The sequence below is a fragment of the Actinomadura sp. 21ATH genome, assembly GCF_041951345.1.
Lineage (GTDB): Bacteria > Actinomycetota > Actinomycetes > Streptosporangiales > Streptosporangiaceae > Spirillospora.
The window spans coordinates 43839-59346 of sequence record NZ_JBGNUR010000010.1 but is presented as its reverse complement, the minus strand read 5'-3'; the positions used below and the strand labels follow the sequence as shown (position 1 = coordinate 59346).

Here is a 15508-nt window from a genome sequence, read left to right as displayed (position 1 = left end):
CGAATGAACGCGTCCCTCCTCGCCGACGTGGCCCACCGGCTCACCCGACGAGATCGAAGCATCCTCGACCTGGTCTGGGAGCACCGCGTCCTGACCACACATCAGCTGACGACGGTGTTCTTCCCGAGCTCGTCACGCTGCCAGCAGCGCCTTCGCGTGCTCCACCGGCTCTTCGCCCTGGTGAGGTTCCAGCCCTGGGCGCCTGCGGGCGGGTCCGAACCAACGCACTGGGTCCTGGGACCGGCAGGCGCTCACGTCCTGGCCGTGGAACGCGGTCTCACGGTCCGCGAGCTCGGCTATCGCCAAGACTCCGCCTTGGACATCGCAGTCTCACCGCGCCTGGGCCACCAGATCGGCGTGAACGACTTCTTCGTCCGCCTTCACGCCTACTCCCGCCACCGCGCCGACGGCTCCGCCCTACTCAAGTGGCTACCGGAACGAAAGTGCGCGTCCGTTCTGGGAGACCATGTCCGCCCCGACGCCTTCGGCCACTGGTCTGAGGCCCAAGGCTCCGGGACGCCGGCGGCCTCGCCACGCCAGGTCGAGTTCTTTCTCGAACACGACACCGGCAGCGAAACCCTGGCCCGAGTCGCGCAGAAGATCGGCGGGTACGTCTCGCTCGCCCAGGCCACCGGAACCATGACGCCCTTGCTGTTCTGGCTGCCCAGCGCGGCCCGAGAGGCCAACCTCCGAAAGGTGTTGGGCTTGCCCCGGATTCCGGTCGCGACCGCCGTACAGGCCCCTGCGACCTCGGTCGAAGGGCCAGCGGGCGCCGTATGGCTTCCCGTAGGCATCACCGGACCTCGGCAGCGGCTCGCCGCGCTCTCCGATGCGTGGGAGTACCGCGCCGGTTCCTCGGGCGCTCTGCTTGGTGGGGATTGATGCCGCTGCTCGTGGTCGTCCTGGCCGCTGTGCTGCTCTTCCTGGCCGTCTTCCTCGGCGCGCTCGGTGCCGTCACCTCCGGCGGCAGCGATGCGTTGTGCCAGCCCGGACCGGACGACGCGGCGGCGAAAGACATCCCGCCCGCCTACCTGGCTCTCTACCAGAAGGCCGGAACCAAGTACGGCATCGCGTGGAACGTGCTGGCGGCGATCGGAGACACCGAGTCCGACCACGGCCGAGGCCCCGGGCCCGGCATCCGGTCCGGCACCAACGCAGCAGGCGCGGCAGGCCCCATGCAGTTCATGCCGGGCACCTGGCGCGCCTACGCCGTGGACGGCAACGGGGACGGGCGCAAGAACATCTACGATCCGGCGGACGCGATACCGTCCGCCGCCCGGTTGCTGAAGGCCAACGGCGCCCCCGAACGGATGGAACGCGCACTCTTCCACTACAACCATGCGAACTGGTACGTGAAGAAGGTCCTGCGCCGCGCCGCCGAGTACGCCCGCAACGGCGACGCCTCAGCGTGCGCGGGCGGAGTGGTCCCACCTTCAGGACGCGCGGGGCTGGCCGTCAGGGCGGCGTTGCGATGGATCGGGACGCCCTACTCGTGGGGAGGCGGCGGTCCCGGCGGCCCTTCGGAGGGGTTCGGACGCGGCAACGGCATCGTCGGCTTCGACTGCTCCAGCCTCGTCCAGCACGCCTGGCACAAGGCGGGAATCTCGATCGCGCGCACCTCTCAAGAACAGTGGCGAACTTTGCCGCACGTGCCAGCAGGACAAGAGCAGCCGGGCGACCTGGTGTTCTTCACGGGCTCCGGGGGTTCCCGTACGGCACCCGGTCACGTCGGGCTGGTCGTGGGGCGCGGCCGCATGATCGAGGCGCCCCGTACCGGCCTACGCGTCCGCGTCGCCACCATCGGCACCCGTTCGGACCTGGTCGGCTACGCGCGCCCCGTACAACGCCGCTGACGGCCTCACAGGGCGCCCGCCCGTAGCGCGCGGCCGGACGCGACGCCCGGCACCCTCAGCACGTGCACAAACGCCGGTCACGAGGGCGGGCCCGCAGAGAGGACGGCGCCCGCCGCATCGGGCGAACGCCGTCACGAGTCCGGTACTACCAGGCCACCACCGGCCTTCTACCGGGTCACCACCCTCACGACACCTTCCGGGCGGTGACCTCGTCCAGGTGCGCGGTCGCACGGTAGAAGGATCGGGCAGCCTCGACCCGGACCCGCGCGAACTCCTGCTCGATCGGGCACGCATGACGCGGAATCACGTGATCGAGCAGCGCGCGGCGGGCGGCATCCCGCGTCCGCACCAACGCCTCGGTAGCGTCCGCGCCCTCGCCATCGATCAACGAGACGGCCCGTTGCCACCACCCGGCCACCGCGCGCGCTGACACTACGGCCACCACGGCTATGGCTTCTAGCGGGTCGCCGTTGTCCAGCGTCGCCACCAACCGCGCCTCGGCCTGACCGCGCGCGTCAGCAGCCTCGTCCGCACGGTCACGTACGTACTCCTCATACACCGGCATTCCGGTGCCTCCTGTCTGGCGTTGCGATGTGTGATCGGGGTGATCGGCCCGGCCCGTTCGCCGGGCGTTGGGGGCCACCACGGCGCCCGTGGTGGCCCACACCCTGTGTCGGATCACCGTTGGTGCCGGAGCGCCGTGGCGGCCGTTCGATGGCCGTACGGGGCCGTGACGCCGTACGGGCGGGACCGCGCCACCGGCCCGCCCGTACGTCCCGTCAGGCGCTGTCAGACGCGCCTGCGTCAGCGGCCGCACCGGCCCCGGTGCCACCGGTCGCACCGTCCGCCGGGGCGCCCGTGGTGGCGCGCGGGGCGATGCGGTAGCGGGCGGGACGATCATTGGTCAGGACGGCCTCACCGTTCTTGACCAGGGTGTCCAGGGCGTTGGCCACGGCACCGGAAGACCGGTCCAGAACCTTGGCGATCTCGCCCGGGGTGAACTCCGCGTCCGGGTAGGCGTTCAGATGCGCGATCACCTCCGGCCGCAACGGGCGCGGCGCGGCCCGGTGCCCGCCATTACCAGTGCGGCCGGTTCCGCCACCGTTGCCCGTGGTGCTGCGGGCGGGGGCGGCCTTGGACGCGCGCCGCACGTTGCCGGTCTCGGCGAACACCCGCTCCAGACCGGCCTCGGTGGCCGCCTCGTCTCCGGCCACCACCGCCGCGTACGTGGTGGTGACCGCCGCCAGAAGGTCGGCCAACGCCCGCCGGGTGTCCTCGGCGGTCCGGCGCTGCGCCAGTTCGGCCAGCACCTTGGCGCGCCGCGCCTCCTCCTCGGCCACCGCCGCGCGCAGCTCGGCCTCGGCGGCCGCGCGCCGTTCGGCCTCTTCCTGCATGATCCGCATCGCCTCGGCGATCGCGTCCGGCGACACCCCCGCACCCACGTCGCCGGTACCGTCCGTACCGGCCTCATCCGGGGTGGCGACCGGAGCCCACGTGTCGGCCATGGCACGGCCGTTGGCGCCCTTCCCGCCCTCCGTACGCGCGAGATGCCCGAGGGCCTCCAACGAACCGAGTTCCGACTTCACCACCGCGCGCGTGAGTCCGGTGGTTTCGGCGATCTTCGCCACGGTCGCACCCGGGTCGGACGCCACCACGCCCCACACCGTCACGGACGCCCCGTCCAGTCCGGCGGGGGCGGCGGGGACCGTCGCGACGGATACGACGCCGTCAGCGGCCACGGTGGGGGCGGTGGCGGTGGGGGCGGTGGCGGTGGCGTTCACGTCCACCGGGGCGGTCGCGTCAACGGCGGGGGCGGCGTTCTTCGTGGCCATTTCGTTCTCCATTTCATCGGTCGCGGCGGCGGCATTTTTGCCGCTGGGTTTTCGGTGCCGCGTTCGGTTGCGTTGTCACCACCATTTCTCCGATAGCAATGGCACTCAAGCCCCACGCTCTGGTTTTTACGTCACCCCAACGGCTGAACAGCCTCACCACATCGCCGTTCAAAACAAAACCCGCCAACCAATTTCCTAGTAAACTTGACTTCTATCGCGCTTCGGAAACGGAATGGGAAGGCGCTGGCCGCGCATCGTTCCCACGGTCCCGCCAGCACACGGGCGAGGCCCGGCACTTGTCGCGACATCAAGACCCGCCGCACTGGGGATCTGGCACTGGACACTCCATGCCGATCACCGCAGAGGAGAGCCGGCATCTGGAGGGGATGGGCGATGGGCACTTGGGCGCAGTGGGCAGCGCAGCGTGAGGAAGGCATCCGAGCCGGAAGCTCGCATCACGCCCTATTAGGAGTCACCTGTGGGGGTGAGTCGGCCCCATGGGCCGCATACCCGGCCAGCACGCTGACCTGCGGAGATCCAGGCAGGAGAGCGTCCTCTCCACAGAGAGGAGACCGAAGAGGAGACGGACCAGGAGCACGAGGAGGAGCCCGGAAACAGGGACGGACGAACCATCTCAGCTCACCTCGCATGTAGCGCAGCGGGCATCTCGGCTCATGAAGAAACCCCGCCCGTCTCCAGCGAGACGGGCGGGGCCTTGGCGCCACGGGTTCACCTATCCTGAACCCGAGGGGCCAGCCTGGTTGCATCAGGCTGGGCCCTCCTATGACGCCAGGGTGTTCTCCTCACAGCCGACCTTGTCCTCGCCGGTGTCGAGAAGGCTGACGTCGGCCCAGACGGTGTGTCCCGTCCGGACGCTGCCGTGCACGCCGATCGACACGGCGAGCTTGGAGACGATCACCAGCCCCCGCTTGCCGCACTCGAGGTCCGAGCCTGCGGGTTGCGGGCATACCGTGGGAACGCCGCCACCTCCCAGGTCGGTGACGCTGATGTAGGCCAGCTCGGCGAGGGTGACTTCCAGTCCGAACCACCCCCGGTACTCACCCGAGCGCGTGTGCCGCACGGCGTTGGTGGCCAGTTCCGCTACCACCACCGCCACATCTTCCTCGCGCGCGGTTCCGGCGAAGAGCGACGCCGCGAAGACCCGAGCCGCGGTCACCTGGTCTGGCCGTCCCGAGTACGTACGCCGCCACCGCATCGGCTCCGGCGACCACAGCCACTCAGCCGCAGAGCCCTGCCGCCATTCTCCCTGTCGCATTTTCCTGTTTCCTCCTTGTCGTCGCCGCACGCCGCCGATATCGGCCCTAATGACACGCGCGGCCCGACGACCATGAATCATCACCTTGTCCAGCGAGGTCAAGTCCAACACGACTCCACAACTCGCTACGTCGGTCGACGTTATTGGAGCAAAACCCGCCTCCGAATACCTCCCCCAGAGAGGCGAAGGCCAAGAAGGCGAGCAGGTGCTCCAGAACCGCTAAACGGCCGGGACTGGCTCCAGTTCCGCCCAGACGACCTTTCCTCCTTCCACCAGCGGGCGAGTCCCCCAGCAGGGAACGAGTTGATCCAGGAGCAGGAGTCCTCGCCCTGACTCGGCCGCGAAGTGCTCCGGCCGGACTGCGGGGAGCGCATCGCTGCGGTCCCACACCTCGACGACGGGCCGGCCGCCCAGGAGGTACGCGCGGACGATCACAGGGTCACTGTCAGCCGAGCCGTGCCGGACGGCGTTGGTGGCCAGCTCACTGACCACCGTCCTAGCGATGTAGTCCTCCAACCCCCACGCTCCGAAGGCCTTCGCCACGAAATCACGGGCCTGCTTGACCGCCTCGGGGACGGCCGGGATCACGATTGACTGCGGTGCCGCGGATGTCTCGATCATGAGGAACCTTCGGTCGGTCGACTCTCGACGACCATTCAGTCACCGGACTCATGCTCTGCGTCACAAAGCGCTGGTGACGCACGACAACCTCGCCGGGGCCAACCTCCGGTACTTGGTAGCCAGTTGACTACCGCTTGAGGGACGATGGCGCCATGGCTCCCCGTCGCAACAAGGCGAAGGTCAGTCCCACGCTGCTGGCGTTCGGCCGGCGGTTCCGCAAGTACCGCGAAGCGAAGGGTTGGTCCCAGGAGAACGTCGCCAGGCGGGCCAACGACGGGCAGGGTGTGACACCCCAGTACGTCGGCATGATCGAGACCGGGCGGACGCGCTGCACCCTCGAGTTCGTCCAGACCATGGACCGCGAGTTCGGGGCCAACGGAGTCCTGGTGGACCTGTGGGAAGACCTGGTGAAGGACGCTGCCTTCCCGGTGTGGTTCGACTGGCCCAGCATCGAAGAGACGACCGAGGAGCTGGTCTCCTACAGCCTGTCCCTAGTACACGGCCTGCTCCAGACTCCCGAGTACGCCAGCGTGCTGCTGTATGGAGATCAGGAGGCTGTGGAGGCCCGCATGCGACGGCAGGACATCCTCACCAGGAGGGATCCGCCCCCGCCGGGCTGCACATTCCTCATCGATGAGGGCGTTCTGCTGCGGGAGGTCGGCAACCCCAAGATCATGCGGGAACAGCTCGATCACCTGGTGGTCGCCTCCCAAGGCCCCGTATCGGTGCAAGTCGTACCTATGCGGGGGGACCACCTCGGTAACATCGGCTCGTTCACGATCGCCTACCTGGATGACCTGCGGGAAGTCGCCTACGTGGAGAGCGTGGCGCGCGGCTTCACCATGGAGGACAGCGAGGACCTGTCCACGATGCGGCGCGCGCTCCGAGAGATTCGCTCGCAGGCACTCCCCACGAACATGTCGATAGATCTGATTCGCAGAACGGCGGAAGAACGATGGAGCTGACCAACGCCCGTTGGCGCAAGAGCAGCCACAGTGGCGGCAACGGCGGCGAGTGTGTGGAAGTGGCCGACCTCGCCGGCGTGGTCGCCGTGCGCGACAGCAAGGACCCCGACGGCCCCAAGCTCGCTCTCGACCGGACCGTCTTCCGGGCACTCGTGACGCGCATCAAGAAGTAGTCCCCGCAGCGGCGAGGAGTAAGGCACGCCGCGGGGCCTGAGTCGCCGACGTGGGCGCCACCGGGGCGGCACGGCGCCACAGCACAGGACGCCGCCGCTTCCCCCGGGTGCATTACTGGTCGCCGCTCAGCTGTCGGTAGAGGCCGATCGTCTGTCGGTCGGGTTTGGCCGATCGTGCCTTGAGGACTTCCGACAGCTCGTCGAAGCAGTGATGGACGTCCGTGGTCCTGCCCAGCTCCGCGTACAGCTGCATCCGGGACCGGTACAGGTGCTCTGCGGTCTTCTCGATGCCCGTTGCCCTCTCGAGGTGCGCCAACGCACGTTCGCGGTCCGGTTCGGCGGCGGCCAGCTGGCTCAGTGCCCGGACCACTTCCTTCGCAACTCCGCGCGAGGCCGCTTGCGCCCAAGGATGCGGAAGCTCAGCCAGATACGGCCCGGTATACAGCTCGACTGCCGCCGCCAACTTCGCTTCCTTCTCGCCGGGGCCGGCCATGCTCGCTTCGCCCAGAAGGTCGCGGAACTCCCACACGTCGCACGTGAACAGCCCCGGATTCAAGCGGTAGCCATTGGTGGCGATGTTCTGGAGTACGTACTTGCCGTCTCCGGTCGCGCGGCCGAGAGCCTCGCAGAGGCGGGCTCGCGCATCCTTGAGCAAGTTGGGGAACCGATCCGGACTGAGCTGCACGCCAGGCCACAGCCGATCCTGCGCATGGGTTCGGGTGACCAGCGTCCTGCGGTTCTCCGCCAGCAGCCCGTACAGGGCCCGTAGATCCTCACTTCGGGCATGTGCCAGCCCGTTGGGCCCCTCGATCAAGTGCGCGCCCATCAGACGGACACGCCCAGGCAGCTGGCGCTCCGCCGTGGCCGCTTCAAGCTTCGCCCCCTCCGCCCCATCGTCGACAGCACTCATCTCGTCACGGTCGACAACGGCCAGCGGCACGCCCTTCTCCGCAGACACCTTCTGATCGGCCTGCGGGGGACAGGGGACGAGGCGAGCCCCCGGTTCGGCTTCCGAACTCGCTAGCTCTGGCTCCGAAACCGGGCCAGCTTGATCGGTGAGAACCTCGGGCCCAGTTGGAAGGCGCCGACGTCGCGCAAGGCCGCCGAACGCGAGCGAGCCCCGAGAACTGAGCAGCAGCCAGCTCCCCATCACCGCAATCAGGCCAACCACCGCGGCCCGCCCAAAGTCGGAGGCTGTCCCGTCCCTCAGCGCCGAGATCGGCCCTAGCCACTTCACTCCTGGACCGTCATCCGCCCTACTCCCATGGCTGGGAGTACGAGCCGGAGCCGGAACAGAAGGAGCCTGGACCGGCCCTGGGGACCGGGACGGCGAGGCTGAGGGCACCTCGGCCGCTTGGCCTCTGCCGCGTCGATGCGTCTCCTTCTCACGATGTCCATGCGCGTGGCCGTGAGCCGCAGGCATGCCGCGCCGGCCCTCTCCGATCGCCTTGGAACGCTTCGGTGAACGAGAACGCCTCATCCCCGATGCGTGCTGAGAGCTGCCCGAAGCACGCTTGGCAGTAGACCGGCGGGGCTGCCGGACCGAGTTCTTCGTTGCTGCGGCGTAGTTCGGTGGCCTGCCGGTCTGGTAGCTCTTCTTGGTCTCCCGGTCCAGGTTCCGGCACAGCTTGTCCCGGTCATAAATCTTGGCCGACGTATCCCCGATGTCCGGGCAGACGAGCCTGGTCCCCGTACCTGCCTCCACGGGGGGCACCGCGAGACACAGCACGGTGCCGCTGGCCACTACCCAGGAAAGCCGCTTCGCTCCAACGATGAGCTGCACCCGGACCCCAGCCCTCCCGTTCCCATCGAGGCGGCCACTGCCCGCTTCTGCGGGAAGCCGTCCCGAACCCAAGGTCACTACAGAGGGTTAGCTTCGCCAGGTCTCCTCCCGGGCGGACGAGACGACACACCTCGCACAGGCCAGCAGTGAGCAAACTCCCGGCAGAGGCGAGCGGGCGCGCTCCCTCAGCGGCTACAGGGTGTCACTATCTAGGGCGCCTGCCCCCGCGGCCCGCAGGCGAGGCAGTTCCCACCGAAGCCCACGGGCCGCATAGGACCCAGCGACGATCCCTCCCTCGACAGCTACCCGTCGAGGTAAATCAGCGCTGCGATGGTCTTCTGGCAGATGTCGCAGTGCATCGGGGCTTCTTCGGAGGCCAGGTCACATTCGACGGTGGTGAGCCGGTCGACGACCCCCGTCTCGGTCTCGGCCTTCCATGCCTGGGCCCAACGCTGGGTGTTGGCGTACAGGTCGTCGACGTAGGTGGAGGTCATCTCGTAGAACGCGCGGACGCCGTGCTGCTTCATGTAGCGCCAGTTGAACTGGAGCGACAGCAGTCCGATCGGGAAGGGGTGCTCGACGAGTCCGCGAGCCCATCGCTCGGACACGTCCTCGATGTCCAGTCGCGCGGCGCGCTCGTCAAGCAGCTGCCACATGCCGTTCTGGTCGTACTGGGCCAGGACGTCATCGAGGAGCTTGCGGGCGGCGGTCAGGTTGTCAATCTTGAGCCGGAACAGCTCATCGACCGTGGCCGTGGATTGAAAGTCGGTTCCCGTTCGGGCGGTCTCGATAGCCTGCTTGAGCTGGACGGAGTAGGCCGACTCCCACGACAGGCATTCCCCGAAGTCCGACCAGGGGTCGGGGAAACCGCGCTGCTTGATCTCAGCGAAGATGCGATCGCCTTGCACACCCATCGGTCACTGACCTCCTGACAGATCTACCCTTCCGGCGCGCACCTCCGGGTGAGGTACGCGGCAAGCTCGCTGGCGGGGACCTGCTCCTGCTCACCGGAGTCCAGGTCCTTGACCGCCACAACCCCCGCTTCCTTGTCGGCCGCCCCGTAGATGACCGCGAACCGCGCCTGCCGGTCGGCGGCCCACTTGAGCTGCTTGGCCAGCTTGCGGCTGGCCGCCAGATACACCTCGGTGCGCAGGCCCGCGTCCCGCAGTGCCGTGGCGAATCCCATCATCTCGGCGGCGGTGTCTTCCGCGATCAGCGTCAGCGCGACATCCGTCCGCTCGGTCTGCCCAGCGTCATCGCCCAACAGCCCGATGATGCGCTCCACGCCCAACGAGCCGCCGCAGGCCGGAACGTCCGGGCCGCCCAGCGCCGAGATCAGGCCGTCGTAGCGGCCGCCGGAGGCGATCGAGCCGGGCATGCCCTCGGCGACCACCTCGAAGATGACGCCGGTGTAGTAGTCCAAGCCGCGCACCAGGCTGGGCGTGAACGCGATCCGTGCCTCGCCGACCTTGGGTGTCACGAGGTCAAGCAGCCGGTCGATCTCCTCCAGCCCAGCCCGGCCGTCCTCGCTGTCCCGCAGCGCGGCCCGCATCCGCTCCACCGCGTCCTCCGCGGTCAGGTCGTTCACCAGCGCCTTGGCGATGTCGGCCGGCAACGACCGTGCCTCCACCAGTTCGGCGGCCACCTTCTCCGGGGCCAACTTGTCGAGCTTGTCCAGGGTGATCAGCACACCCCCGCCCAACTTCTCTGGGACCCCGTAGGCCTCCAGCAGCCCCGACAGCGCCCGCCGCGAGTTGACCAACACCCTGAATCCGCGCACACCAACCGCGTCCAGCGCATCGGCCAATGCGCACACGATCTCCGCATCCGCCAGCGGGGACGCCGACCCGACCACGTCCACATCACACTGGGCGAACTCGCGGAACCGCCCCCGCCCCGGCCGGTCGGCGCGCCACACCGGACCCATCACATACCGCTTGTAGGGGGTCGGGAGCTGCGAGCCGTAGTTGGCCACCACCCGGGCCAGCGGCACGGTCATGTCGTACCGGAGCGCGAGGTCGGCCTCCCCGGTCGCCTCGTGCTCACCGCGGCGCAAGATCTTGAAAATCAGCTTGTCGCCCTCGTCGCCGTACTTGCCGGTCAGCGTCTCCAGCCGCTCGAACGCCGGCGTCTGCAACGGCTCGAACCCGTACCGCTCGAACACCTCACGGATCCGCGCGAACACATGCTCACGCGTCCGCAAGGCTCCCGCGAGGAAGTCACGGGTGCCCGACGGGGGCTCGAACTGCTGGGACGCCATAGGAACTCCTGACCACCGTAACCGCGTGACGTGAGAGCGACTGTCATGGAACCGGTCCACTTCCGGACGCTCAGCGCACATGGACCATCGCCCTCCGATGGTATCTACGCTGTTGGCGGCCCTTGCGCTGAACCGCTACAACGTCGAAGCCCGCGCACACCCAACAACCGCCTTTACGGCATATCACCGGAAGGCAAGGTGGGCGACCGCCACCGACCGACTTTGCGAAGTATCGCGGTAGGGACAGAGCCCCGCTGCCGCAGGACCTGGCTCACCAAGCAACGGGAGCTCACCCCCCCCCAACGCGATCTTGTACTCAAGGAGGAAGGATCTACTTGACCCTGGGCTCCCCTTTTGCACTTCGACTTACCCCTGTCGACTGTCAGAGACTCCCTCTACCCTCGACTGTGTGCAGGAGGCACACGGGGGCTGACGGAGGTGCAGGTGCCCGAGGGAGAACGGCTCGATCCGTACGCTGGGGACCTCGTCGAGTCGTTGCGCGCCCTGGCATACGACCTGCCCACAGCGCTCGCCGATCTGATCGACAACAGCATCACAGCCAAGGCCTCGACAGTATGGATCCGCTACTGCTCCGATCCCGGACAGTCGTGGGTCGCAGTGATAGACGACGGCCACGGGATGGACGATGCGCAGCTACGGGAAGCGATGCGCTTTGCCCGCGCCCCCACCAAGGAGCGAGCCCGGGGAGACCTCGGGCGGTTCGGGCTTGGGCTGAAAACGGCCTCCCTCTCCCAGGCCCGCATGCTGACTGTCCTGTCGCGTGGCTCTTCCGGGTCTTTGGCGGCGCGCACCTGGGACATCGACGAGATCGCGAAGCGTCAGGAGTGGTACGTACGCTCCGACATCGATCCCGAGGCCAGGATGATCCTCGATCAATTGGGATTCACCGGCGCGGGCACCGTCGTCCTATGGCGCAGGCTGGACAAGCTGGACGAGGGCTCCGCGCTCCGACGCCGGATCCAGGTAGCCTCACGAGAACTCTCATTGCTGTTTCATATCTACCTGGAGCGAGGCAAACTCAAGCTGATCGTTGGCAACACCGCGCTGCAGCCGGCCGACCCCTATCTGCGAGGACACTCAGCCACCCAGGATCGAGGGTCCGAGGTACTGGAGCACGACGGTCACCGAATCGTCGTCAATCCTCTCGTCCTGCCCCACCCCTCACGGCTCAGCCCCAGAGATGTTGAGAAGGCCAGGCTGCCCGGCGGCTTTCTCGACCGGCAGGGCTTCTACATTTACAGAGAGGAACGATTGATCCTCGCTGGCGGATGGCTGGGTTTCTCTGGCATGAATAAATCCAACCACACGCGGCTCGCGCGTGTCGCGGTGACACTTCCGCCAGGAGCTGATCTGAGCTGGGAGGTGGATGTCCGCAAATCTTTTGTCCGGCCGCCCAATCAGATCTCTCAACGTTTGGCTGAACTGGCTGAGGACGTGCGGGATCGTTCGACCAGGGTGTTCACTCATCGCGGTACACCGGTCGATCCCCGGCGCACACTCGAAGGCATTGCCCCGGTATGGCAACAGGTAAGGCGGCTCGGGCGGTTGGAGTATCGGATCAACCGGGGACATCCCGTCGTTGCCGCACTTCTGACAGGAGCAGACGCCAAGAAGGTCGAGGGCCTTATGCGGCTCGTGGAGACCTACCTACCCGCGGACCTCATCATGCGCGAAGTGAGCGATCCCGTTCCCGGCGCGGAGCCGGAAAGTCTTACCGAGGAGGCTGAGCGCACCCTGGCCGGATTCCGAGAGATTCTGCAGGGCCTTCCGTCCGATCCAGTCGAACGAGCGGCGCTCGCGGACTTACTCGCCCAATCCGAACCCTTCAGCCGCTACCCAGGCCTCGTACGCGAGATCATCGATGCTGACTTGCAGAAAGAGACGTGACCATGCTGGACCTCCTCGAGGCTGCGCTCAACCTGGCCAAGCCGATGGTGCTCAAACTGGAGAAGCAGGACCGTACTCCCGAGCGGTTCGCGGAGATCGCCGAAGAGGTCGCCACCATGCTGTCAGCAGCGGGGATCGTGGATGCAAAAGAAGTGTCACGACGCCTGGAAGCTGAATTCGACGTCTGGGTTCCACAGGCCATCGTGGTCACGAACCCTGTCGACCATCTGCCATGGTTGGAGGACCGCAAAGGGCAGATCGATTTTGCTTACTGGAAGCGCTACCGCACATGGCTGGGAAACAAGTTCAAATCAAATGCACTGGAGGCACTGGACGAGACTACGGAGCAGATCCTGGGGCTATTGGAGGACCCTAAACGTTCCGGCACTTGGAAAAGCTATGGCATGGTGTATGGCCAGGTCCAGTCGGGGAAGACCGCCAACTACACCGGAGTGATCTGCAAAGCGGTAGACGCAGGCTACCGATTTGTGGTGGTGCTCACCAGCCAGCACGAGAGCCTACGGCATCAGACTCAGGCGCGTCTCGATACGGAGTTTCTCGGTTTCAACAGCAAGGTTTCGCGTGAGCGTGACACTGACGCCTCCGCCGACATCGGCGTGGGAAAGCTGCCGATGAGGACATCGACTGTCTGCATTCCCGTCACAACGCAGGCCAGTGACTTCACAACCGCCCAATTTCAGGGCTCTCCGGTCAACATTCACGAAGTAGCCGTGCTGGTGGTAGCCAAGAAGAACGCTCGCATCCTACGCAATCTGAGGGACTGGCTCACTCCTTTCACGGAGGCTGTTGGCGACCGCAAACTGGTGCACGACGTCCCCATGCTGCTCATCGACGACGAGGCCGACTACGCGTCCGTCGACACTAAACGGCCGGCCAGAGGAGGGTCTTACAGCGACCCTGAGCACGATCCGACTGCGATCAATAAGGCCATCCGCGAGCTACTCGAACTTTTCGAAAAGCGAGCCTACCTCGCCTACACCGCAACCCCGTTTGCCAACATCTTCATCTCTGACCAGACACACCACCTTACCTATGGGGCGGATCTTTTCCCCAGAAGTTTCATGATGGCTCTTGAGCCGCCATCGAACTACTGCGGCCCCGAGGTTGTTTTCGGCTTGGAAGATCCGAACGCGGCTGAAATCCGTGAACCGCTTCCCATTATCCGCAATGTGGAAGACCACCACCTATGGATGCCAGACGGGCACAGGAAGGGACACATTCCGCCGAACCAACTCCCGGACTCCCTTGTGGAGGCCATCGATGCCTTTGTATTGTCTACCGCCGTACGTCGTGTCCGTGACCGGCAGTTTGACGAGGCTGGCGGACACAACACGATGCTAATCCATGTAACACGATTCACCGATGTCCAACGAGAGGTGGCCCGCAGGATCGCCGAGCACCTCAAGGACATGGCCGCCAGCTGGGGCGAACTGGGGCAAGCTGGACGAGAGATTCAACAGCGGCTGCATGACCTGTGGATCGACGACTTCATGGAGACCTACAAGGAAATGGCCGGAAGAAGTGATCTCGACGGGCAGGTCGGGCCGCGCATCGATTGGCACCAAGTTGAAGAGCAGATAGCGGAAGTACTGGGCGAGGCTGCCTCCAACGTCAAACAGATTAACGGCACGGCGGAGGATGTACTCGATTACGAGTCCTCTACGCCGGTCACTGTGGTGGCTGTAGGAGGTGACAAACTATCGCGAGGGCTGACTCTCGAGGGTCTGACGGTCTCTTACTACCTCAGGACGTCCAGAACGTACGACACACTTCTACAGATGGGCCGTTGGTTCGGCTACCGACCGGGATACCTGGACGCGACGCGCCTGTACACGACCACTCAGCTCGTCAACTACTACGTCCACATCACGCGCGCCAACCGTGAGCTGATGGATCTCACTGCCTCGATCGCGCGCGCGAAGCTCACTCCAAAGGATGTTGGCCTAAAGGTGCTCGATGGCGGTCCTGGAAATCTGCAGGTGACCGCAAACGCCAAAATGCGGTCGTCGCGAACGATGTCGATCAGCCTTGCCGGCACCAGAGCCGAGACCCTGGTCATGCGAACTGACGGTACGGCGATGCGCACGAACGCCGATAAGCTGAACCGGCTGGTTGAGTCGATCATGCCCTTCTCCCTTGTCCCTAACGAACGCGCGGCAGGAGCCGGCAGGCGGGGCCTGCTCCGAGAAAACGTTCCGGTCGAGATCGTTCTAGAATTTCTCAACGGATTTATAGTATCTCCTCGAGTTCTCACCGCCAGCCCTGTCAATCTCATCCCCTACATCCAGCAACAGCTAGGAGAGGACGAGCTGGTTCGGTGGACAGTGGCGATAACCGGCGGCAGTTCGCGCGAACGGCTCGCATACGACGGAGTAGATATCCCGATGGTTCGTCGCAAGACGATCACCCATGCTCGGGTGCCAGACGGTGAGTGTGAGGTCGGTGTCCTTGTCAGTCCATCTCATGAGGAGATCGGTCTGCCCCCCTCGGCAGTAGAGCGCGCGTTTGCGATGACGGTCAGCGACTTCCGTGCAAGCGGCCGTGCGCAATCTCCAGCGCGAGCAAGCGGCGATTCGCTGAGAAAGATGCGGGATCCTCGCGAGGGACTCTTGATGATCTACCCGGTCGATCCAGTGATCTCAAAGATTGGCGTCGCCGCGGCAAACACCCCGGTCATCGGCTACTCCATTGCATTTCCGGATTCTACAAACGCGTCACCTGTCACCTATCGGGTAAACCAGGTATTCATGAACGAACTGATCCGGGAGCTCGACGAAACCGCTGAAACCGAGGACGACTGATGCCGTACCCAACCC

The 15508-nt window shown here is 66.0% G+C and carries 13 protein-coding genes; 6 read left to right on the top strand and 7 right to left on the bottom strand.

Going from position 1 to position 15508, the window contains the following annotated elements:
* Positions 1 to 3: 3 nt before the first annotated feature.
* Positions 4 to 882: a replication-relaxation family protein gene (locus ACA361_RS26410; RefSeq protein ID WP_375016089.1), complete on the top strand. Its 879-nt coding sequence runs from the start codon at positions 4 to 6 to the stop codon at positions 880 to 882.
* The gene (locus ACA361_RS26405; protein WP_375016087.1) at positions 882 to 1853 is read left to right on the top strand and encodes an NlpC/P60 family protein; all 972 of its coding nucleotides are present in this window, start codon (positions 882 to 884) and stop codon (positions 1851 to 1853) included. Before ACA361_RS26410 ends, ACA361_RS26405 begins: the two co-directional genes overlap by 1 nt.
* A 184-nt stretch (positions 1854 to 2037) precedes the next feature.
* On the opposite strand, the gene ACA361_RS26400 is transcribed toward ACA361_RS26405, so the two are convergent.
* The 4 genes from ACA361_RS26400 to ACA361_RS26385 all read right to left on the bottom strand — a co-directional run bounded on the left by ACA361_RS26400 (position 2038) and on the right by ACA361_RS26385 (position 5582).
* Positions 2038 to 2418, bottom strand: coding sequence for a hypothetical protein (locus tag ACA361_RS26400; protein ID WP_375016085.1), 381 nt, complete (start codon positions 2416 to 2418; stop codon positions 2038 to 2040).
* 214 nt (positions 2419 to 2632) lie between these two features.
* Positions 2633 to 3685: a MarR family transcriptional regulator gene (locus ACA361_RS26395; protein WP_375016083.1), complete on the bottom strand. Its 1053-nt coding sequence runs from the start codon at positions 3683 to 3685 to the stop codon at positions 2633 to 2635.
* A gap of 781 nt (positions 3686 to 4466) precedes the next feature.
* Complete coding sequence (locus ACA361_RS26390; protein WP_375016081.1) at positions 4467 to 5063, bottom strand: ATP-binding protein; 597 nt, start codon at positions 5061 to 5063, stop codon at positions 4467 to 4469.
* 117 nt (positions 5064 to 5180) lie between these two features.
* Positions 5181 to 5582, bottom strand: a complete 402-nt coding sequence (locus ACA361_RS26385; protein WP_375016076.1) for an ATP-binding protein — start codon at positions 5580 to 5582, stop codon at positions 5181 to 5183.
* A 152-nt stretch (positions 5583 to 5734) separates the two neighbouring features.
* Here ACA361_RS26385 and ACA361_RS26380 point away from each other — a divergent pair, with 152 nt between their 5' ends.
* Both ACA361_RS26380 and ACA361_RS26375 read left to right on the top strand, forming a co-directional pair.
* On the top strand, positions 5735 to 6547 hold the full coding sequence (locus ACA361_RS26380; protein WP_375016074.1) for a Scr1 family TA system antitoxin-like transcriptional regulator: 813 nt from the start codon (positions 5735 to 5737) through the stop codon (positions 6545 to 6547).
* Complete coding sequence (locus ACA361_RS26375; RefSeq protein WP_375016073.1) at positions 6538 to 6720, top strand: DUF397 domain-containing protein; 183 nt, start codon at positions 6538 to 6540, stop codon at positions 6718 to 6720. The genes ACA361_RS26380 and ACA361_RS26375 overlap by 10 nt, the downstream gene beginning before the upstream one ends.
* A 112-nt stretch (positions 6721 to 6832) precedes the next feature.
* On the opposite strand, the gene ACA361_RS26370 is transcribed toward ACA361_RS26375, so the two are convergent.
* The 3 genes from ACA361_RS26370 to hisS all read right to left on the bottom strand — a co-directional run bounded on the left by ACA361_RS26370 (position 6833) and on the right by hisS (position 10763).
* Positions 6833 to 7678 (bottom strand): BTAD domain-containing putative transcriptional regulator, encoded by an 846-nt coding sequence (locus tag ACA361_RS26370; RefSeq protein WP_375016071.1) that lies wholly within the window; start codon positions 7676 to 7678, stop codon positions 6833 to 6835.
* A 1127-nt stretch (positions 7679 to 8805) separates the two neighbouring features.
* Positions 8806 to 9417 carry a hypothetical protein gene (locus tag ACA361_RS26365; protein ID WP_375016069.1) on the bottom strand — a complete coding sequence of 204 codons (612 nt, stop codon included), beginning with the start codon at positions 9415 to 9417 and terminating at the stop codon, positions 8806 to 8808.
* Between the two features lie 23 nt (positions 9418 to 9440).
* Entirely contained in the window at positions 9441 to 10763 is a 1323-nt protein-coding gene (hisS, locus tag ACA361_RS26360; protein WP_375016067.1) for a histidine--tRNA ligase, read from the bottom strand.
* A gap of 444 nt (positions 10764 to 11207) precedes the next feature.
* Between hisS and ACA361_RS26355 the strand changes: the two genes are divergently transcribed.
* Positions 11208 to 12671: an ATP-binding protein gene (locus ACA361_RS26355; RefSeq protein ID WP_375016065.1), complete on the top strand. Its 1464-nt coding sequence runs from the start codon at positions 11208 to 11210 to the stop codon at positions 12669 to 12671.
* Positions 12672 to 12673: 2 nt separating this feature from the next.
* Positions 12674 to 15493 carry a Z1 domain-containing protein gene (locus ACA361_RS26350; protein WP_375016465.1) on the top strand — a complete coding sequence of 940 codons (2820 nt, stop codon included), beginning with the start codon at positions 12674 to 12676 and terminating at the stop codon, positions 15491 to 15493.
* The last annotated feature ends 15 nt before the right edge of the window (positions 15494 to 15508 follow it).

Bases quoted from the DNA above. Each gene is read 5' to 3' on its own strand.
- ACA361_RS26410 (WP_375016089.1), top strand. From the start codon at position 4: ATGAACGCGTCCCTCCTCGCCGACGTGGCCCACCGGCTCACCCGACGA.
- ACA361_RS26405 (WP_375016087.1), top strand. From the start codon at position 882: ATGCCGCTGCTCGTGGTCGTCCTGGCCGCTGTGCTGCTCTTCCTGGCC.
- ACA361_RS26400 (WP_375016085.1), bottom strand. From the start codon at position 2,418: ATGCCGGTGTATGAGGAGTACGTACGTGACCGTGCGGACGAGGCTGCT.
- ACA361_RS26395 (WP_375016083.1), bottom strand. From the start codon at position 3,685: ATGGCCACGAAGAACGCCGCCCCCGCCGTTGACGCGACCGCCCCGGTG.
- ACA361_RS26385 (WP_375016076.1), bottom strand. From the start codon at position 5,582: ATGATCGAGACATCCGCGGCACCGCAGTCAATCGTGATCCCGGCCGTC.
- ACA361_RS26380 (WP_375016074.1), top strand. From the start codon at position 5,735: ATGGCTCCCCGTCGCAACAAGGCGAAGGTCAGTCCCACGCTGCTGGCG.
- ACA361_RS26375 (WP_375016073.1), top strand. From the start codon at position 6,538: ATGGAGCTGACCAACGCCCGTTGGCGCAAGAGCAGCCACAGTGGCGGC.
- ACA361_RS26365 (WP_375016069.1), bottom strand. From the start codon at position 9,417: ATGGGTGTGCAAGGCGATCGCATCTTCGCTGAGATCAAGCAGCGCGGT.
- hisS (WP_375016067.1), bottom strand. From the start codon at position 10,763: ATGGCGTCCCAGCAGTTCGAGCCCCCGTCGGGCACCCGTGACTTCCTC.
- ACA361_RS26350 (WP_375016465.1), top strand. From the start codon at position 12,674: ATGCTGGACCTCCTCGAGGCTGCGCTCAACCTGGCCAAGCCGATGGTG.